Below are 19,499 nucleotides of genomic sequence, written 5' to 3' on the forward strand. Positions count from 1 at the left end.
TTAATTGTGCTCATTTCGTTTTTTTATTCACTAATTTCATCCAGCGATAAACTAAATCCCGGTACAAATACCTTCATAAAATAGTCCATCTCAGGACTATGCCTTTCAGCAAGTGTTTTCTCTAAGCGATTTTTCGCTAAATTAAATTCGCTATTACCGGCCGCTAACTCTTCAAGGCATTTTAAATAAGCGCACAGACTATCTGCTTGCTTAACAATAAACGTTTCTTCTTCATTATGTAATTGCTCATCAATAAGAGGGCGAAAATCGTCTTGTAATTCTTCGGGTAACATTTCAATTAATTTTTGCTGTGCATATTTTTCTATTTTTTTATATTCATGAGCAATTTGAGGATTGTGATATTTAATAGGCGTGGGCATATCGCCAGTGATCACTTCGCTGGCATCATGATACATCGCTTGTAATGCAATTCGCTCTGCGTTGACATTACCATCAAATTTACGATTTTTTATCACTGCTAAGGCATGGGCGACAAAAGCGACTTGTAAACTGTGCTCAGACACATTTTCTTGGCGAATATTACGCATTAAAGGCCAACGAGTAATGAGTTTTAAGCGAGAAAGGTGGGCAAAAAAGTAACTCATAATATCTCCCAATTGCGTGATTGAAGACATTATTGTGAGTGGATAATAGATAGATGTAAACATTAATAAAAAAGAAAATAAATAAAACGCAATATAACGTATTGTAATATTGCGTTTTATTTTAGGTGTAGACAATTTTATTGATGATAACCCACAATAAAACGACCAAATTTTTGGATTGCCATATCTAAATCATCTTCACGCGGAAGAGTAACGATACGGAAATGGTCAGGGTATGGCCAATTAAAGGCAGTACCTTGCACTAATAAGACTTTTTCTTGCAGTAATAAATCAAGGATCATTTTCTGATCGTTTTTAATACTGTAGCGGTTAAGATCTATTTTAGGGAACATATACAACGCCCCCATAGGTTTAACACAAGAAACCCCCGGGATTTGATTAATGAGTTCCCAAGCTCGATTGCGTTGTTCGTATAAACGACCACCCGGCAGGATAAATTCACTAATACTTTGATAGCCTCCTAATGCCGTTTGAATAGCATGTTGCATTGGTACGTTGGCACATAAACGCATCGATGCCAGCATATCTAAGCCTTCAATATAGCTTTTAGCCTGTTTTTTAGGGCCGTTTAATACCATCCAACCTTGACGGAAACCTGCAACACGGTAAGTTTTTGATAAACCATTAAATGTTACGGTTAATAAATCGGGTGCCATGGCAGCGATAGAATGATGTTGTGCATCGTCATACAGAATTTTATCGTAGATCTCGTCAGCGAAGATAATCAGGTTGTGTTGACGTGCTATTTCAACGATTTCCATCAGAATATCTTTGCTATACACCGCACCTGTTGGGTTATTTGGGTTGATAATAACAATACCACGGGTATTTTTTGTAATTTTACTACGAATATCATCGAGATCAGGGAACCAACCTTGTTGCTCGTCACACATATAATGAACGGCATTTCCCCCAGAAAGGGAAACAGCGGCTGTCCATAATGGGTAATCAGGCGCTGGTACTAGCATTTCATCGCCATTATTCAATAACGCTTGCATCGCTTGTACGATTAACTCAGAAACACCATTACCAATATAGATGTCTTCAACAGTGATATCTCGCATATCACGAGCTTGATAATGCTGCATGATAGCTTTACGCGCAGAAAACAGACCTTTAGAGTCACTATAACCCTGAGAGCTTGGTAGATTGCGGATCACATCTACTAAAATTTCATCAGGTGCTTCAAAGCCGAAAGGTGCTGGGTTACCAATATTGAGTTTTAAAACTTTGTTACCTTCTTCTTCCAGACGTTTTGCCTCTTGCAAAACCGGACCTCTAATGTCGTAACAGACATGTTCGAGTTTGTTTGATTTTTTAATCTGATTCATAGCGCGTTTACCTAATAGGGTCTGACTCGTATCTTTATTGTGATTATGGCGACTTAGCGACATTTATCGCCGGTTGCTATTCATATAGAAAGATACAAATGAAAAGGTTATCCCAGCAAATAACTGTTCTATCACTCTACTCTCACGTTACAAACTTTTGAAGATGCTAGGTAATTTTTGGTGTAAAAGGTCAGTTTATTCTTGGAATGTTATTTTGATGACTGAATATATTACCTACTGCGAGATTATGTTTCAGACTTGATAAATAATCTAGATTGTTATTCTGATGAAAAGGGCCTTTTTAGTGTGTCAATTAGAAATAAGTTGATGTGATAGGTTAGTAAGTGAAATGTTGCATAATCAATTATTGAATAATTTTATCGGATTTGTATTATCTGACTTAATATATTAAATTTTCAAATAATATGGTTAAATCTACTTTATTCTATAGCAATCAATTAGTTTAAGTATAAATTAAATTTAAATCTTAAATTTAGTTTATAGGGGAAAATACTTAAACTTGAATGTATAGTTAAGATAATCTAAATTATTTTCAAAATGTTAAAATTTATGAATGAGAAAACAATATAGCATGATCTAAGTCTAACTTGTGATGACGGTATAGAGTTCTTTCTTGTGAATATATGAAATGATAATAAAATTTAATTTGTTACAAAAAGATGCAATTCCTTTCTATCTAGGAGGTGTAAACGATAAGAAACAAATGTAAAGTATTCAGTATGTCTTTGCTCTCCTTTTCAGAGTAAAGTACAGTCTGAATCGGAAGTCTTTTTAGACTTTTGATATAAAACACCAGGTATATGTAATTTAAAAATCAAAAATAAGTGAAGAATAAACAATGATTAATGCAAATCGTCCGATAATGAATCTCGACCTCGATCTGCTTAGAACGTTTGTAGCTGTAGCAGATTTGAACACTTTTGCAGCCGCCGCGGCTGCTGTATGTCGAACCCAATCTGCTGTGAGTCAGCAGATGCAACGTTTAGAGCAATTGGTGGGTAGAGAGCTTTTCGCCCGTCATGGTCGTAATAAACTTTTAACCGAGCATGGTCTACAACTGTTAGGTTATGCGCGTCAAATTTTGCGTGCAAATGATGATGCAACGGCATCATTAACGTATAGCGATGCAGAAGGGGAGTTACGTATTGGTGCTTCTGATGACTCTGTTGATACTTTATTACCGTTTTTATTAAATCGTATCGCGTCAGTGTATCCTCGTTTAGCTGTTGATGTACGTATTAAGCGTTCTCAATATATTGAGACAATGCTAGATAATCATGAAATTGATTTAGCATTAACAACAGCACGTATTGGTCATCACCCACGTACAGCGCTACGTACTGCACCAGTGTTATGGCATTGTGCGCCAGATTTCCAATTACAAATGAATGAACCTATTCCTTTAGTTGTTATGGATGAAACAAATCCATTCCGTCAATTAGCGATAAACACGTTAGATGACGCTGGAATTCAATGGCGTGTTGCTTATGAAGCCGCTTCTTTATCTGCTGTTCGTGCGGCAGTTAATGCAGAAGTGGGTATTACTGCTCGTCCACTTGAAATGCAAAATGCTGATTTGCGTATTTTAGGTGAAAGCGAAGGTTTACCGCGTTTACCTGAAACACAATATTGGTTATATCGTAACTCTGATGAACAAAATGAAGCGGTGTTAACAGTATTCAATGCGATTGAAAACAAGAAAACACCTTATACTGTCACTGCATCTGAAGATATTAGCTCTACTGAACTTGAATAATCACATTAATAATTGTGTGAATTTTTTAGCGTTAAAACACAAAAATTAAAGATTAAAATAGAGTCAAATAAAACTGGATAGTGATGAATAATAAACGGGAATAGATGCAATGAAGTGCATTTATTTCCGTTTTTTTATTGCTTTCTTTTGAAGTAGTAACATTATGTTAATAATTATGTTGTTTTATGTATTTATCTTTGTGACATTTCATTCCATTACTACCTAAACTATTTGTTAAAAAAATGTTTACCTTCCCTCTTAGTTAATCACTTGTAGGATTTGTTAACAAATAAAAAGTTTGTCTAGGTTTTAAGAGAATAAAAAAGTAAATCTAAGCGGATATTTGACCTTCTCCACAATATTAGAAAGTTAATTTGTTAAAATTTGGATAAATTTTAAACTGATTAGGCGTTTTTTCGACTATTTTGTGAGTTTGATCAAAAAAATAAGGCACATTTGCCTGTGTTGAATAAGGTTTTTCCTGAGATACTGGTGTAGTAAAATCGAATTATCGGTTAGACTAAGCGTGTTAGCATAAAGTTTGTCGGTTGACTGACACGTTTTAGCATTAGCCAGTAATTTAGTGTTAAAAATGAGTGTTTAATTTGTTAAATCGCGATAGAAAACTGAGTGATTTGTCGCAAAGTTTTCTAAAAAAGAAAAAAGGTATAAATAGACTGTTATTATTTCTTTAATTAGCAAGTCTGTTTAATTCGCCTTTTTTTCGTAATTAGAAATGTGGTGTAAACCGCCGGATAAGAGTTGGTTAATTGACACCACCTTTGATGAGTAAGCAATGAGTATGTCTACAACCACCGAAGTTATCGCCCATCATTGGGCATTTGCTGTCTTCCTCATAGGCGCATTGGGGTTATGTTCGCTCATGTTGTTGGGTGCCCGCTATTTAGGCGGACGCGCACAGGCAAGGGCAAAGCATGTTCCTTATGAATCTGGTCTTGATTCTGTTGGCAGCGCTCGTCTGCGCATGTCAGCTAAATTCTATTTAGTTGCCATGTTTTTCGTTATTTTCGATGTTGAAGCACTGTTTCTTTATGCCTGGGCTGTTTCCGTTCGTGAAGTTGGCTGGTTAGGCTTTATTGAAGCATCAGTCTTCATCGCTATTTTATTAGCTGGATTATTCTATTTGGTTCGCATAGGTGCATTAAATTGGACGCCTATTCGCTCTCGCCGTGAAACTGCGAGTAAAAGCCATGTTCGATTAACCAGCGGCAAACATCCGCAGCAGTAATAAGCGAGGCATTAGAAATGGATTATACGCTCACCCGCATAGATCCGAACGGTGAGAATGACCGTTATCCCCTGCAATCACAGGAAATTGTCAGTGACCCATTAGATGCTCACGTTCATCGCAGTGTGTATATGGGAAAACTGGAACATGCGTTGCATGACGTTGTGAACTGGGGACGGAAAAACTCTTTATGGCCATATAACTTTGGTCTTTCTTGTTGTTACGTTGAAATGGTGACGTCATTTACAGCTGTACATGACGTGGCTCGTTTTGGTTCAGAAGTATTACGTGCATCCCCTCGTCAAGCTGACTTTATGGTGGTTGCGGGTACTTGCTTTACGAAAATGGCACCCGTTATTCAGCGTTTATACGATCAGATGTTAGAGCCTAAATGGGTTATCTCTATGGGTGCATGTGCTAACTCTGGTGGTATGTATGACATCTACTCAGTAGTGCAAGGTGTGGATAAGTTCATTCCAGTTGATGTGTATATTCCTGGATGTCCGCCACGCCCTGAAGCTTATATGCAAGCACTGATGTTATTACAAGAGTCCATTGGTAAAGAACGTCGCCCATTATCATGGGTTGTCGGCGACCAAGGCGTTTACCGTGCCAATATGCAATCAGAACGAGAAAGAAAACACGGTGAGCGTATCGCAGTCAAAAATCTGCGTACTCCTGACGAAATTTAAAGGCTTTTGCCTAAGACGTAACCAGAGCAATGTGTTGCGATCATAGTAACCCTGATCAAAGTTGTGGTGAATAGAAATGACCGATCAGATAGCGCAAAAAGGCGCTCGGCCAGCGTGGGAAACGACCGATCATATTGATGATCAGGTAGTTAATGAACTGCGTCAGAAATTTGGGCCAGATGCGTTTACGTTCCAGCCTACTCGTACTGGCATGCCAGTTGTTTGGGTTAAGCGGGAACAACTCATTGAGGTAATGCAATACCTCAAATCTTTACCAAAACCTTATGTCATGCTGTTTGATATGCATGGCTTTGATGAGCGTCTTCGTACGCACCGCCAAGGCTTACCAGCAGCAGACTTTTCCGTTTTCTATCATTTGATATCAATCGATCGTAATAAAGATATTATGTTGAAAGTCGCATTAAGTGAAAATGATCTTAATGTTCCGACAATCACATCTCTCTTTCCTAACTCGAATTGGTATGAGCGTGAAGTCTGGGATATGTTTGGGATTGTCTTTAATGGGCACCCAAATTTACGCCGTATTATGATGCTTCCTGATTGGGAAGGTCATCCACTGCGTAAAGATTATCCTGCTCGTGCGACAGAGTTCGATCCTTATGTGCTGACAAAGCAGAAGCAGGATCTGGAAATGGAATCGCTGACATTTAAACCTGAAGAGTGGGGGATGAAACGCGGTACGGAGAATGAGGACTTTATGTTCTTAAACCTCGGCCCTAACCATCCATCCTCTCACGGTGCATTCCGTATTATTCTTCAGCTTGATGGCGAGGAAATCGTCGACTGTGTACCTGATGTGGGTTATCACCACCGTGGTGCTGAAAAAATGGGTGAGCGCCAATCTTGGCACAGCTATATCCCATATACAGATCGAATCGAATACCTTGGCGGATGCGTTAACGAAATGCCTTATGTACTTGCAGTGGAAAAACTTGCCGGTATCGAAGTGCCTGAACGCGTTAAAGTCATTCGTGTCATGCTGTCTGAGCTATTTCGTATTAATAGCCACTTACTGTATATCAGTACCTTTATCCAAGACGTTGGTGCAATGACACCGGTGTTCTTCGCCTTTACTGACCGTCAAAAAGTTTACAACATTGTTGAAGCGATTACCGGATTCCGTATGCATCCTGCATGGTTCCGTATCGGTGGTGTTGCTCATGATTTACCTCGCGGTTGGGAACGCTTATTACGTGAATTTTTAGATTGGATGCCAAAACGTTTAGATTCTTACGTAAAAGCAGCGTTGCAAAACAGTATTTTGAAAGGTCGTACTATTGGTGTTGCCTCATATAACGCAAAAGAAGCGTTAGAGTGGGGAGTCACAGGTGCGGGTCTTCGTGCAACAGGTGTTGAATTTGACGTGCGTAAATGGCGTCCATATTCAGGTTATGAAAACTTTGAATTTGAAATCCCTGTCGCAAGCAATGGTGACTGTTACGATCGTGTAATGCTGAAAGTAGAAGAGCTACGCCAGAGCTTACGCATTTTGGAACAGTGCTATAAAAATATGCCAGAAGGGCCATTTAAAGCAGATCATCCACTGACAACGCCTCCACCAAAAGAGCGCACATTACAGCATATCGAAACCATGATTAACCACTTCTTACAGGTTTCATGGGGGCCGGTTATGCCTGCTAATGAATCATTCCAGATGGTTGAAGCCACTAAAGGGATCAACAGTTATTACTTAACCAGTGATGGCAGCACAATGAGCTACCGTACACGTATTCGTACGCCTAGTTTTGCTCATTTACAACAAATCCCAGCGGTTATCCGCGGTAGCTTGGTTTCTGACTTGATTGTGTATCTGGGAAGTATTGATTTTGTAATGTCGGATGTGGATCGTTAATCATGCAAAATGAATTAAACCAAAAAGATGATGCAGTGCAGATCGAAATCGTTGATGTAACACATTCAAAGAAAGCAACGTTTGTTTTAACTGAAGAAGAACGTGCTGAAATTGAACAAGAAAAACATCACTACGAAGATCCGCGAGCAGCCTCTATTGAAGCACTGAAAATTGTGCAAAAGAACCGCGGTTGGGTGGAAGACGGCGCGATTTATGCGATTGCGGATGTTCTTGGGATCCCTGCAAGCGATGTTGAAGGCGTTGCTACGTTCTATAGCCAAATTTTCCGTCAACCCGTTGGTCGTCACATTATTCGTTTTTGTGACAGCGTGGTTTGTCATATTACAGGTTATCAAGGCATTCAAGCAGCAATTGAAAAGCATCTTAATATTATCCCTGGTCAAACAACACCAGATGGTCGCTTTACGTTACTGCCAACCTGCTGTTTAGGTAATTGTGATAAAGGTCCTACCATGATGGTAGATGACGATACTCACAGCTTTGTTAAACCTGAAGAGATTGAAACGTTACTGGAGCAGTATCCATGACAGCAATTTCAGGAGCAAAACCGATTATTCGTAGCGCAGAAACGCATCCGCTAACGTGGCGCTTACGCGATGATCGTCAGCCTGTATGGCTGGATGAATACCGTGCTAAAAACGGTTATAAAGCGGCAGAAAAAGCATTAAAAGGTATGTCTCCGACTGAGGTGACTACTGAAGTTAAAGATGCTGGCCTAAAAGGTCGTGGTGGTGCTGGATTCTCAACAGGCTTGAAATGGAGCCTGATGCCAAAAGATGAAAGCATGAATATCCGTTACATCCTTTGTAATGCAGATGAAATGGAGCCGGGAACATATAAAGACCGTCTCTTAATGGAAGAACTTCCACATCTATTAATTGAAGGGATGATTATCGGCGCTCACGCACTAAAAGCTTACCGTGGTTATATTTTCCTTCGTGGCGAATATATTGAAGCGGCTAAGCATTTACGCCATGCCATTGAGGAAGCAAAAGCAGCGGGTTTTCTTGGTAAAAATATCTTCGGTTCAGGAATTGACTTTGAACTGTTTGTTCATACAGGTGCTGGTCGTTACATCTGTGGTGAAGAGACAGCATTAATCAACTCCTTAGAAGGTCGTCGTGCTAACCCGCGCTCTAAACCACCATTTCCTGCAACATCAGGTGCATGGGGTAAACCAACCTGTGTCAATAACGTTGAAACACTGTGTAACGTGCCCGCGATTATTGAACATGGCAAAGATTGGTATATCGGCTTAAGTGAAGGCAAAAGCCCAGACGCGGGTACTAAATTAATGGGATTCTCTGGTCGTGTGAAATTTCCGGGCTTATGGGAATTACCATTTGGTACAACCGCGCGTGAGATCCTTGAAGATTACGCAGGCGGTATGCGTGATGGTCTTAAGCTGAAAGCATGGCAACCGGGTGGTGCAGGTACTGATTTCTTAACAGAAGATCACCTCGATCTCCCAATGGATTTTGGCACGATTGCAAAAGCAGGTAGCCGTTTAGGCACAGCGCTTGCGATGGCAGTAGATAATGAAATTAATATGGTTTCATTAACTCGCAACTTAGAAGAGTTCTTTGCGCGTGAATCTTGTGGCTGGTGTACACCTTGCCGTGATGGCTTGCCATGGAGTGTCGAAATCTTACGTGCGATAGAAAACGGTAAAGGTCGCCCTGGTGATATTGAGACCCTTGAGCATTTATGTCGTTCTTTAAGTCCAGGACACACATTCTGTGCTCACGCACCGGGTGCAGTAGAACCTTTACAAAGCGCCATTAAATATTTCCGTGAAGAATTTGAAGCGGGCATTATTCAAGAAGATTATACAAATGCCAACTTAATCAGAGGTATTCAGCCTAACTTGCTGAAAAGCCGCTGGTAATTTTTCACGACACATTCTAGGTTTAACGCCTGCTGTGCAGGCCTTTGGGAAGCATGCTGACTATGGCTACGATTCATGTAGACGGCAAAGAATATGAAGTTAACGGGGCTGATAACCTGTTAGAAGCCTGTCTTAATTTAGGCTTAGATATTCCTTATTTTTGCTGGCACCCAGCGCTGGGAAGCGTTGGCGCTTGCCGCCAGTGTGCGGTTAAGCAGTATCAAAATGCTGAGGATACCCGCGGTCGTTTAGTGATGTCTTGTATGACACCAGCGACTGATGGCACGTTTATTTCTATTGATGACGAAGAAGCGAAGAAATTCCGCGAAAGCGTTGTTGAATGGTATATGACAAACCATCCTCATGACTGTCCAGTTTGTGAAGAAGGGGGTAACTGCCACCTTCAAGATATGACGGTAATGACAGGTCACACTATGCGTCGCTATCGCTTTACCAAGCGTACACATAGAAATCAAGATCTGGGACCGTTTATTTCTCATGAAATGAACCGTTGTATTGCTTGTTACCGCTGTGTTCGTTACTACAAAGACTATGCCGATGGTACTGATCTTGGTGTCTTTGGTGCGCATAACAACGTTTTCTTTGGACGTGTTGAAGATGGCACATTAGAGAGCGAATTCTCGGGTAACTTAGTCGAAATTTGTCCGACGGGTGTATTTACTGATAAAACTCACTCATCACGTTATAACCGTAAGTGGGATATGCAGTTTGCACCAAGTATTTGCCAAGGTTGTAGCATGGGCTGTAACACAAGCCCGGGTGAACGCTATGGTGAATTACGTCGTATTGAAAACCGTTATAACGGGACTGTAAACCGCTATTTCCTCTGTGACCGTGGTCGTTTTGGCTATGGCTATGTGAACTTAGCAAGCAGACCTCGTCAGCCTAAAAAACGTTTAGGTAGTAACTGGTTAGAAATTAGTGCAGTTCAAGCGACTCAAGCCGCTGCGGATATGCTGAAGAAAAGTCAGCGTATCGTGGGTATTGGTTCGCCTCGTGCAAGCATTGAAAGTAACTTTGCATTACGTGAAGTTGTCGGTGCTGAAAACTTCTATAGTGGTATCTCTGCATCAGAGCAGAAACGTTTGACATTAATGCTAGAGATTTTACAAAAAGGTGGCGTTCATACTCCATCTCTACGTGAAATTGAAGATTACGATGCGGTTTTAGTGTTAGGTGAAGATTTAACGCAAACTGGTGCTCGTATGGCATTGTCTGTACGTCAAGCGGTGAAAGGTAAAGCGCGTGAAATGGCTGCGGCTCAAAAAGTCGCTGACTGGCAAATTGCTGCGATTATGAATATCGGACAACGTGCGAAATATCCGCTGTTTGTGACTCATGTTGATGAAACCCGTCTTGATGATGTTGCTGCATGGAGTTATCGCGCCCCAGTTGTTGATCAAGCACGCTTAGGATTTGCAATTGCCAATAACATTAACGGTGAAGCACCTGCGGTTGATGGTATTGATGACGCGCTGAATAAGCATATCGAGATGATTGTTCAAGCACTTTCTCAAGCGAAGAAACCATTAATTATCAGTGGTAGTCATGCAGGTAGTGAAGACGTTATTAAAGCTGCTGCCAACATTGCGTTTGCATTAAAAGCAAAAGGCAATGAAGTGGGACTTTCTTTCGTTGCTGATGATGCAAACAGCATGGGGCTAGCCATGATCAATGCTCAGCCACTTGATGATGCTTTAAAAATCATGCGCAGTGGTCAAGCCGACACCGTTGTTGTTATGGAAAACGATTTATATCGCCATTACGATGCCGATGTTATTGATGATGCGATTGCTAAAGTCGATAACGTTATTGTTATCGACCACCAGCAAACAGACATTATGGCAAAAGCACATCTAGTTCTCCCCGCGTCTTCATTCGCTGAAAGCGATGGGACAATGGTGAGCCAAGAGGGCAGAGCACAGCGTTATTTCCAAGTTTTTGAACCTTCTTTCTATAACAAAGAAGTGGTAATGCATGAAAGCTGGCGTTGGTTAAGTGCAGTTGATTCACAATGGCATGAAAGAACGCTGGATTGGACACAGTTAGACAATGTGATTGAGCATTGTGCAACCAGTCTCCCTCAGTTTGCTGGCATTGTTGATGCCGCTCCGAATGCATCATTCCGCATTCGCGGTCAAAAATTGGCGCGTGAACCCCATCGTTACAGTGGTCGTACTTCCATGTTGGCGAATGTGTCTGTTCATGAACAGCGCCAACCAAAAGATATCGACACACCATTTGCGTTCTCAATGGAAGGTAATAACAGCCCAACCGCACCTCGTCAGCAAATTCCATTTGCATGGGCACCGGGTTGGAACTCACCTCAAGCATGGAATAAATTCCAAGCCGAAGTGGGTGGCAGCTTACGCTTTGGCGATCCGGGTGTGCGCTTAATCGAATGTGGTGATAATACACTTGGCTACTTTACTGATATTCCTGCGCCATTTAATGCACAGAAAAATCAATGGACTGTTGCACCTTACTACCGTTTATTTGGTAGTGAAGAATTATCACAACGTGCAGAAGTTATCCAATCTCGTATGGAAACGGCTTATTTAACATTGAGCGAATCTGATGCACAAGCATTAGCGTTAACTCAGGGGCAGCAAGCCATGTTTACTTACGAAGGTCGTGAATTCACCTTACCTGTGAAAATCAGTGCTCACCTAACTCAAGGTCAAATCGGCTTGCCGTTAGGTATGGCAGGTATTTCTCCATCGCTGGTGGGTGTATCGGTTCGTCAACTGCGGGGTATTGCATAATGAGCTGGTTATCTCCTGAAGTTACAGAGATTTTACTCACTGTTCTAAAAGCCGTGGTGATCTTGCTTGTCGTGGTCACCTGTGGTGCTTTTATGAGTATGGGGGAACGCCGTTTACTGGGGTTATTTCAAAACCGTTATGGGCCTAATCGTGTAGGTTATGCAGGTTCAGCACAGCTAATTGCGGATATGATCAAAATGTTCTTTAAAGAGGACTGGATCCCAAAATTTGCTGACCGCTTTATCTTCACCATAGCACCAGTAATTGCGTTTTCATCTTTATTGCTGTCATTTGCCATTGTACCTGTTAGCTCAACATGGGTTGTTGCTGACTTAAATATCGGTATTTTATTCTTCTTGATGGTTGCGGGTATCGCGGTGTATGCCGTGTTATTTGCGGGTTGGTCAAGTAACAATAAATACTCATTGTTAGGTGCAATGCGTGCATCAGCACAAACCGTAAGTTATGAGGTGTTCTTAGGACTTTCAATCTTAGGGGTTGTTGCTCAAGCAGGCTCTTTTAACTTGACAGATATTGTGAATTCACAAGCGAATATGTGGAATGTCATTCCACAATTCTTCGGCTTTATTACGTTTGCGATTGCTGGCGTTGCTGTTTGTCACCGTCATCCATTTGACCAACCAGAAGCAGAACAAGAGCTTGCTGATGGTTATCACATTGAATATTCCGGTATGAAATTCGGTTTGTTCTTTGTCGGTGAATATATCGGGATCGTTGCAGTATCAGGTCTTATCGTGACGTTATTCTTTGGTGGTTGGCAAGGTCCTTTCTTACCGTCATTCATTTGGTTTGCACTGAAAACAGGATTCTTCATGATGATGTTCATCCTTATTCGTGCTTCGTTACCGCGTCCGCGTTACGACCAAGTGATGTCTTTTGGTTGGAAAATTTGCTTACCGTTAACTCTTATCAATCTGCTGGTAACTGCTGCAGTGATACTTTACAACGCTCAATAAGGGGTGATTGAACCATGACTTTAAAAGAGTTATTGACTGGTTTCGGCACCCAGGTACGAAGCATTTGGATGATTGGCTTACACGCCTTCGCCAAACGTGAAACACAGATGTACCCGGAAGAACCTGTCAACGTTGCACCACGCTACCGTGGACGTATTGTATTGACGCGTGATCCCGATGGTGAAGAACGCTGTGTTGCTTGTAACTTGTGTGCGGCAGTTTGTCCAGTTGGCTGTATTTCATTACAGAAAGCAGAACATGAAGATGGTCGTTGGTATCCGGAATTTTTCCGTATCAACTTTTCTCGCTGTATTTTCTGCGGTTTATGTGAAGAAGCTTGCCCAACAACGGCGTTGCAATTGACGCCTGACTTTGAAATGGGTGAGTTTAAGCGTCAGGATCTGGTTTATGAAAAAGACGATCTGTTGATTTCTGGACCCGGCAAATATCCTGAATATAACTTTTACCGTAAAACAGGTATGGCGATTAACGGCAAAGACAAAGGTGATGCAGATGATGAAGCTAAACCTATCGATGTCAAAAGCCTGTTACCGTAAGGAGCGATATTCATGGAATTTGCATTTTACATCGCGGGGCTGATTGCCATCCTTGCAACATTGAGAGTGATCACTCATACCAATCCAGTACACGCATTGTTGTACTTAGTGATTTCATTGATTGCCCTCTCTGTGGTTTTCTTCTCGCTGGGCGCCTATTTCGCAGGTGCATTAGAAATCATCGTTTACGCTGGCGCCATTATGGTGTTGTTCGTTTTCGTGGTGATGATGCTTAATTTAGGTAAATCCGTCGTTGACCAAGAGAGAAAGTGGCTACAACCGAAGTTTTGGATTGGGCCTGCACTGTTATCTCTAATGCTATTAGTCGTGCTTATTTATGCAATTAGTAGTGTTACTCACGGTGAAATTACTGGAGAAATAATTGGTGCGAAAGAGGTCGGTATTAGCTTATTTGGGCCTTATATTCTGGCTGTTGAGTTAGCATCTGTTCTCTTATTGTCGGGGTTAATAGTTGCTTATCACATTGGTCGTGATCAGAGCCATGACGATCTCGTCGAAAACGAAAACGCAGGGGAGCAAAAATGATACCTCTTCAACATGGTTTGATCTTGGCGGCGGTACTGTTTGTGTTAGGTTTTACCTGTTTAGTACTTCGCCGCAACCTGTTGTTTATGTTGATCGGACTAGAAATTATGATTAATGCGGCTGCACTGGCATTTGTTGTCGGTGGTAGCTTTTGGGGTCAAACAGATGGTCAGATAATGTATATTCTGGCAATCAGCTTGGCGGCGGCAGAGGCAAGTATTGGTCTGGCATTGTTGTTACAGCTTCATAGACATCGCCAAAACATCAATATTGATACAGTCAGTGAGATGCGCGGATGAATATACTCTATTTAACCATTCTGCTACCACTGCTGGGATTTTTACTGCTCGCTTTCTCACGTGGTCGTTGGTCTGAAAACGTATCAGCATGGATTGGTACAGGTTCGGTTGGTTTATCGGCTTTAGTTGCACTTTGGGTTGGTATGGATTTCTTTGCCAATGGGCAAGAAACTCAAGTTCTGACTTTATGGAACTGGATGTCAGCAGGGAATTTTAATATTCCATTCACACTGGTTCTTGATGGTCTTTCATTAACCATGCTGGGTGTGATTACCGGTGTTGGCTTCCTGATTCATATGTATGCATCGTGGTATATGCGTGGAGAAGAAGGGTATTCTCGCTTCTTTGCTTATACCAACTTATTTATCGCCAGTATGGTTGTCTTAGTACTGGCTGATAACATGATGCTGATGTATATGGGTTGGGAAGGGGTTGGTCTATGTAGCTACCTGTTAATTGGTTTCTATTATAGCAATCCTGCTAATGGCGCAGCGGCGATGAAAGCGTTTATCGTAACGCGTATCGGTGATGTGTTCCTAGCTATCGGTATGTTTATCCTGTTTGACCAATTAGGTACATTGAGCTTCCGTGAAATGGCGGTACTTGCGCCTGAGCAATTAGCAGTAGGTTCAAGTGTTATTAACTGGGCAATGTTAATGGTATTAGGTGGTGCGGTAGGTAAATCAGCACAGCTTCCATTACAAACTTGGTTAGCCGATGCAATGGCAGGCCCAACACCTGTATCTGCATTAATTCACGCAGCAACTATGGTTACAGCGGGTGTGTACTTAGTGGCACGTAGCAACGCGCTATTCTTAATGGCACCAGAAGTACTGGAATTAGTCGGTATTATCGGTGCGGTGACATTAGTGCTAGCGGGTTTTGCTGCCTTAGTACAAACAGATATTAAACGTATTCTTGCTTATTCAACCATGAGCCAAATTGGTTATATGTTCTTGGCTTTAGGCGCTCAAGCATGGGATGCGGCAATTTTCCACTTAATGACCCACGCTTTCTTTAAAGCGTTACTGTTCTTATCCGCAGGCTCTGTGATTATTGCCTGCCACCACGAACAAAATATCTTTAAGATGGGCGGGTTACGTAAGAAGATCCCATTTGTTTATGCTTGTTTCCTGATTGGTGGTGGCGCATTAGCGGCATTACCACTGTTAACAGCAGGGTTCTTCAGTAAAGATGAAATCTTATGGGGTGCGTACTCAAACGGGCATTTTAACTTAATGCTAGCAGGGTTAATTGGTGCGTTATTTACGTCTCTTTATACCTTCCGTTTGATTTTCATCGTATTCCATGGTGAAACCAAAACCGAAGCACACCAAGTTAAAGGGGTTACTCATACTTTCCCATTAGCGGTATTAGCACTGTTATCAACATTTATCGGTGCGTTAATCACTCAACCGTTAGGTGCTGTTTTCCCTGAAGGAAACGCATCGCACGATGGTAAGTATGTATTAGAAATTCTTTCTGGTGTGGTAGCGATTGTAGGCGTTGCCATTGCAGCATGGTTATACCTGAAACAGCGTCAATGTGTTGCTAAGGTTGCCAATACTCGTACCGGTCGTTTCTTCTCAACATGGTGGTTCCATGCTTGGGGATTCGATGCTCTGTATGAAGTGCTGTTTGTCAAACCTTATAAAGGGGCGGCGTGGCTTATCCAAAATGATCCTGTTAACCAATTCTTTAATTTATTCGGTTGCCTGCTTAAAGGTACCAATAAAGGATTAAGTTTCAGTGAGAATGGATTAACTCGCTGGTATGCGGCTTCTCTCGGTTTAGGTGCAGTGCTGGTTATCGCTCTGCTGCTTCTGGTTTAATTAAGGGACACATTGCGCCATGTTATTACCCTGGCTAATACTTATTCCCTTCATCGGTGGCCTGCTAAGTTGGCAGGCTGAACGAATCGGCTCGCAAGTTCCTCGCTGGGTTGCGTTGCTGACGATGGGATTAACACTCGTTATTTCTGTGCAACTTTGGTTGCAAGGCGATTATCAACTACTCAGTGCTGATGGAGCGCCACGCTGGACAGAGTATTTCTTTGTGCCGTGGATACCTTCGTTAGGGATCAATATCCAGTTTGCACTTGATGGTATGTCATTGCTGATGGCTGTTTTGACCGCAGTTTTAGGTATTTTAGCGGTGCTCTCTTCGTGGAGTGAAAACCAACCATCACAAGGTGCTTTCCATTTTAACCTGCTGTGGATCTTAGCAGGTGTAATGGGGGTATTTTTAGCAACGGACTTGTTCTTATTCTTCTTCTTTTGGGAAATGATGTTGATCCCAATGTATTTCCTGATTTCTTTATGGGGACACAAAGGAAGTAGTGATAAAGCACACGTCAGTGCAGCAACGAAATTCTTTATCTATACACAGGCAAGTGGCCTGTTAATGTTGCTGGCCATTATCGGTTTAGCGGTTGCTTTCTACCGTGAAACAGGTATTTGGACGTTTAGCTATGATACCTTATTACAAGCACACACCGTATTAGGTACTGAGCTACAATTTATCCTGATGCTAGGTTTCTTCGCTGCATTTGCGGTGAAAATGCCAATCGTTCCTGTTCATGGCTGGTTAGCCGATGCGCATGCAGAAGCACCAACCGCGGGTTCTGTTGACTTATCCGGTATTTTGTTAAAAACAGCGGCTTACGGTTTATTGCGTTTTAACTTACCACTGTTCCCAGAAGCGTCAGCGTTATTGGCACCTGTGGCGATGTGGTTAGGTTTAATTACCGTATTTTATGCAGCATTACTGGCATTTCGTCAGACAGATATCAAACGTCTTGCGGCTTACAGTAGTATTTCTCACATGGGCTTTATCGTAATTGCGATTTATGCTGGCTCTGTATTGGCTTATCAAGGTGCGATTATTCAAATGATCACCAATGGTTTGTCAGCAGCAGGTCTGTTTATCATGTGTGGCATGCTGTATGAGCGTTTAGGTACGCGTGATATGAATCAAATGGGCGGATTGTGGAAAAGCATCCGTTTCTTACCTGCGTTTTCACTGTTCTTTGCGGTTGCCTCTTTAGGTATGCCAGGAACAGGTAACTTCGTCGGTGAGTTTATGATCCTATTTGGTACTTATGGCAACTTTAAGCTGATCACGATTATTTCGGTCTTTGGTTTAGTCTTTGCATCTGTTTATGCACTATGGATGATGCAACAGGCTTACTACGGTTCACCGAAAACAGCTGAAAGAACCTATAAAGGGTTGGATCTGAGAGAATTCTTTATCCTGATCACCTTGGTCGTTTTACTGGTTATTCTGGGCTTCTTCCCACAACCTGTATTAGACACCTCGGCATCAGCGATGGAAAATCTCCAGACTTGGTATTCCGCTTCTATTTCAACAGTAAGGCCGTAATTCGCCATGACAATAACTCCTGAACAATTGATCGCAATGCTACCGCTATTAATCGTCGGATTGACGGTGGTGGTTGTGATGCTGTCCATTGCGTGGCGACGCGATCATTTCACTATTGCCACTTTGACAGCAACAGGTTTCATCATTGCGCTGGGATCACTCTATTACGTTAATGCATTAGGTGTAGTGGACGTTACCACGCTTTACCATGTTGATGGATACTCTAGTTTCTTTACTGCACTAGTTATTCTTTCGGGTATTGGTACTATCGCTTTTGCTTATCCTTGGTTAGAAGGCTATCAAGATAACAAAGAAGAGTTTTACATGCTGATTGCGATTGCGGTGATTGGAGGGATTTTACTCTCTTCAGCCCACCACTTCGCATCGATGTTTATTGGTATTGAATTACTGACATTACCGCTGTTTGGTCTTATCGGTTATGCATTCCAACAACGTCCATCACTGGAAGCGGGTATTAAATATATGCTGCTTTCGGCAGCAGCATCTTCTTTCTTACTGTTTGGTATGGCACTGCTCTATGCAGAAGCAGGGGATCTCTCCTTTACTGCGATGGGACAAAGTTTAAGTGATAGCAATATCCATAAACCATTAGTACTTGCAGGTTTAGGGATGATGTTGGTGGGAATTGGATTTAAATTATCTTTATTCCCATTCCAACTGTGGACACCTGATGTTTACCAAGGTGCGCCAGCACCAACGGGGGCATTCTTAGCCACTGCAAGTAAGATTGGTATTTTTGCAGTTGTGATGCGTTTATTCCTTGAAGCACCCGCTGCGGATAGTGAAACCTTACGAATGATCTTAGGTTTCATGGCAATTGCCTCTATCTTGTTTGGTAACATTATGGCGTTAACGCAAAAGAGCGTGAAGCGTTTACTGGGTTACTCTTCAGTATCGCACCTTGGTTATCTGCTAGTGGCATTAATTGTATTGCAATACAGTCCTGTGCTGGCGCAAGAAACGGCTGAAATTTATTTAGCTGGTTACTTGTTTGCAAGCTTAGGGGCGTTTGGTGCTATTGCAGTAGCTTCAAGTCCTTATCGCGAAAGCGAAATGGATTCACTAGAAGATTACCGTGGATTATTCTGGCGCCGTCCTGTCGTTGCTGTGGTGATGTCACTCATGATGTTATCGCTGGCAGGTGTACCAATTACATTAGGTTTTATTGGTAAACTTTATGTCATTATTGCAGGTATTAACTCAAGCTTATGGTGGCTAACAGGTATGGTCGTGTTAGGTAGTGCGATAGGTTTATTCTACTACCTACGTGCAGCCGCGATTGTCTTCTTACGTAAACCAGACAATGACAATACACCGGTGGTTGCAACCACATCACAAAATATGGCGACATTTGTTGCATTAATCTGCGTTATTGTTGTGATTGCTTTAGGTGTATGGCCACAACCATTAATTGAACTAACGAATTTCGCGATTATTGCACCAGTAGCAAATTAATCGTAATAGTTAGATATTCA

16 protein-coding genes are annotated in these 19,499 nt (G+C 41.8%); 14 read left to right on the plus strand and 2 right to left on the minus strand.

The window, feature by feature from the left end; genetic code table 11:
• Positions 1 to 23: 23 nt before the first annotated feature.
• Positions 24 to 605 carry a 5'-deoxynucleotidase gene (yfbR, locus tag GWI59_RS13730; protein WP_109847243.1) on the minus strand — a complete coding sequence of 194 codons (582 nt, stop codon included), beginning with the start codon at positions 603 to 605 and terminating at the stop codon, positions 24 to 26.
• A gap of 137 nt (positions 606 to 742) precedes the next feature.
• The gene (locus GWI59_RS13735; RefSeq protein ID WP_072063486.1) at positions 743 to 1,957 is read right to left on the minus strand and encodes a pyridoxal phosphate-dependent aminotransferase; all 1,215 of its coding nucleotides are present in this window, start codon (positions 1,955 to 1,957) and stop codon (positions 743 to 745) included.
• Positions 1,958 to 2,816: 859 nt separating this feature from the next.
• On the opposite strand from GWI59_RS13735, the gene hexA reads away from it, so the two are divergent.
• The 14 genes from hexA to nuoN all read left to right on the plus strand — a co-directional run bounded on the left by hexA (position 2,817) and on the right by nuoN (position 19,479).
• Positions 2,817 to 3,734 carry a transcriptional regulator HexA gene (hexA, locus tag GWI59_RS13740; protein ID WP_006533310.1) on the plus strand — a complete coding sequence of 306 codons (918 nt, stop codon included), beginning with the start codon at positions 2,817 to 2,819 and terminating at the stop codon, positions 3,732 to 3,734.
• Between the two features lie 796 nt (positions 3,735 to 4,530).
• Entirely contained in the window at positions 4,531 to 4,983 is a 453-nt protein-coding gene (locus GWI59_RS13745; protein ID WP_161671479.1) for an NADH-quinone oxidoreductase subunit A, read from the plus strand.
• A 17-nt stretch (positions 4,984 to 5,000) separates the two neighbouring features.
• Positions 5,001 to 5,675 carry a NuoB/complex I 20 kDa subunit family protein gene (locus GWI59_RS13750; protein ID WP_004243697.1) on the plus strand — a complete coding sequence of 225 codons (675 nt, stop codon included), beginning with the start codon at positions 5,001 to 5,003 and terminating at the stop codon, positions 5,673 to 5,675.
• 76 nt (positions 5,676 to 5,751) lie between these two features.
• On the plus strand, positions 5,752 to 7,548 hold the full coding sequence (gene nuoC / locus GWI59_RS13755) for an NADH-quinone oxidoreductase subunit C/D (RefSeq protein WP_072063179.1): 1,797 nt from the start codon (positions 5,752 to 5,754) through the stop codon (positions 7,546 to 7,548).
• 2 nt (positions 7,549 to 7,550) lie between these two features.
• Positions 7,551 to 8,096 carry an NADH-quinone oxidoreductase subunit NuoE gene (nuoE, locus tag GWI59_RS13760; RefSeq protein ID WP_006533305.1) on the plus strand — a complete coding sequence of 182 codons (546 nt, stop codon included), beginning with the start codon at positions 7,551 to 7,553 and terminating at the stop codon, positions 8,094 to 8,096.
• Complete coding sequence (nuoF, locus tag GWI59_RS13765) at positions 8,093 to 9,457, plus strand: NADH-quinone oxidoreductase subunit NuoF (RefSeq protein WP_072063177.1); 1,365 nt, start codon at positions 8,093 to 8,095, stop codon at positions 9,455 to 9,457. The genes nuoE and nuoF overlap by 4 nt, the downstream gene beginning before the upstream one ends.
• A gap of 53 nt (positions 9,458 to 9,510) precedes the next feature.
• The gene (gene nuoG, locus GWI59_RS13770; RefSeq protein WP_161671480.1) at positions 9,511 to 12,243 is read left to right on the plus strand and encodes an NADH-quinone oxidoreductase subunit NuoG; all 2,733 of its coding nucleotides are present in this window, start codon (positions 9,511 to 9,513) and stop codon (positions 12,241 to 12,243) included.
• On the plus strand, positions 12,243 to 13,220 hold the full coding sequence (gene nuoH, locus GWI59_RS13775) for an NADH-quinone oxidoreductase subunit NuoH (RefSeq protein ID WP_006533300.1): 978 nt from the start codon (positions 12,243 to 12,245) through the stop codon (positions 13,218 to 13,220). The genes nuoG and nuoH overlap by 1 nt, the downstream gene beginning before the upstream one ends.
• Positions 13,221 to 13,234: 14 nt before the next feature.
• Entirely contained in the window at positions 13,235 to 13,777 is a 543-nt protein-coding gene (nuoI, locus tag GWI59_RS13780) for an NADH-quinone oxidoreductase subunit NuoI (RefSeq protein WP_006533299.1), read from the plus strand.
• Positions 13,778 to 13,789: 12 nt separating this feature from the next.
• On the plus strand, positions 13,790 to 14,323 hold the full coding sequence (gene nuoJ / locus GWI59_RS13785; protein WP_072063175.1) for an NADH-quinone oxidoreductase subunit J: 534 nt from the start codon (positions 13,790 to 13,792) through the stop codon (positions 14,321 to 14,323).
• Positions 14,320 to 14,622 (plus strand): NADH-quinone oxidoreductase subunit NuoK, encoded by a 303-nt coding sequence (gene nuoK, locus GWI59_RS13790; protein ID WP_023581731.1) that lies wholly within the window; start codon positions 14,320 to 14,322, stop codon positions 14,620 to 14,622. The genes nuoJ and nuoK overlap by 4 nt, the downstream gene beginning before the upstream one ends.
• Entirely contained in the window at positions 14,619 to 16,454 is a 1,836-nt protein-coding gene (gene nuoL / locus GWI59_RS13795; protein WP_161724925.1) for an NADH-quinone oxidoreductase subunit L, read from the plus strand. The genes nuoK and nuoL overlap by 4 nt, the downstream gene beginning before the upstream one ends.
• A gap of 19 nt (positions 16,455 to 16,473) precedes the next feature.
• The gene (gene nuoM / locus GWI59_RS13800; RefSeq protein WP_115065486.1) at positions 16,474 to 18,003 is read left to right on the plus strand and encodes an NADH-quinone oxidoreductase subunit M; all 1,530 of its coding nucleotides are present in this window, start codon (positions 16,474 to 16,476) and stop codon (positions 18,001 to 18,003) included.
• Between the two features lie 6 nt (positions 18,004 to 18,009).
• Positions 18,010 to 19,479 (plus strand): NADH-quinone oxidoreductase subunit NuoN, encoded by a 1,470-nt coding sequence (gene nuoN, locus GWI59_RS13805; protein WP_006533295.1) that lies wholly within the window; start codon positions 18,010 to 18,012, stop codon positions 19,477 to 19,479.
• Positions 19,480 to 19,499 lie beyond the last annotated feature (20 nt).

It is taken from the genome of Proteus sp. G2673, assembly GCF_009915125.1.
GTDB lineage: Bacteria > Pseudomonadota > Gammaproteobacteria > Enterobacterales > Enterobacteriaceae > Proteus > Proteus penneri.

Coding starts and splice junctions, on each gene's coding strand:
- nuoM (WP_115065486.1), top strand. CDS start 16,474: ATGTTATTACCCTGGCTAATACTTATTCCCTTCATCGGTGGCCTGCTA.
- nuoC (WP_072063179.1), top strand. CDS start 5,752: ATGACCGATCAGATAGCGCAAAAAGGCGCTCGGCCAGCGTGGGAAACG.
- nuoG (WP_161671480.1), top strand. CDS start 9,511: ATGCTGACTATGGCTACGATTCATGTAGACGGCAAAGAATATGAAGTT.
- yfbR (WP_109847243.1), bottom strand. CDS start 605: ATGAGTTACTTTTTTGCCCACCTTTCTCGCTTAAAACTCATTACTCGT.
- nuoL (WP_161724925.1), top strand. CDS start 14,619: ATGAATATACTCTATTTAACCATTCTGCTACCACTGCTGGGATTTTTA.
- nuoH (WP_006533300.1), top strand. CDS start 12,243: ATGAGCTGGTTATCTCCTGAAGTTACAGAGATTTTACTCACTGTTCTA.
- GWI59_RS13735 (WP_072063486.1), bottom strand. CDS start 1,957: ATGAATCAGATTAAAAAATCAAACAAACTCGAACATGTCTGTTACGAC.
- GWI59_RS13750 (WP_004243697.1), top strand. CDS start 5,001: ATGGATTATACGCTCACCCGCATAGATCCGAACGGTGAGAATGACCGT.
- nuoE (WP_006533305.1), top strand. CDS start 7,551: ATGCAAAATGAATTAAACCAAAAAGATGATGCAGTGCAGATCGAAATC.
- hexA (WP_006533310.1), top strand. CDS start 2,817: ATGATTAATGCAAATCGTCCGATAATGAATCTCGACCTCGATCTGCTT.
- nuoI (WP_006533299.1), top strand. CDS start 13,235: ATGACTTTAAAAGAGTTATTGACTGGTTTCGGCACCCAGGTACGAAGC.
- nuoF (WP_072063177.1), top strand. CDS start 8,093: ATGACAGCAATTTCAGGAGCAAAACCGATTATTCGTAGCGCAGAAACG.
- nuoJ (WP_072063175.1), top strand. CDS start 13,790: ATGGAATTTGCATTTTACATCGCGGGGCTGATTGCCATCCTTGCAACA.
- nuoK (WP_023581731.1), top strand. CDS start 14,320: ATGATACCTCTTCAACATGGTTTGATCTTGGCGGCGGTACTGTTTGTG.
- nuoN (WP_006533295.1), top strand. CDS start 18,010: ATGACAATAACTCCTGAACAATTGATCGCAATGCTACCGCTATTAATC.
- GWI59_RS13745 (WP_161671479.1), top strand. CDS start 4,531: ATGAGTATGTCTACAACCACCGAAGTTATCGCCCATCATTGGGCATTT.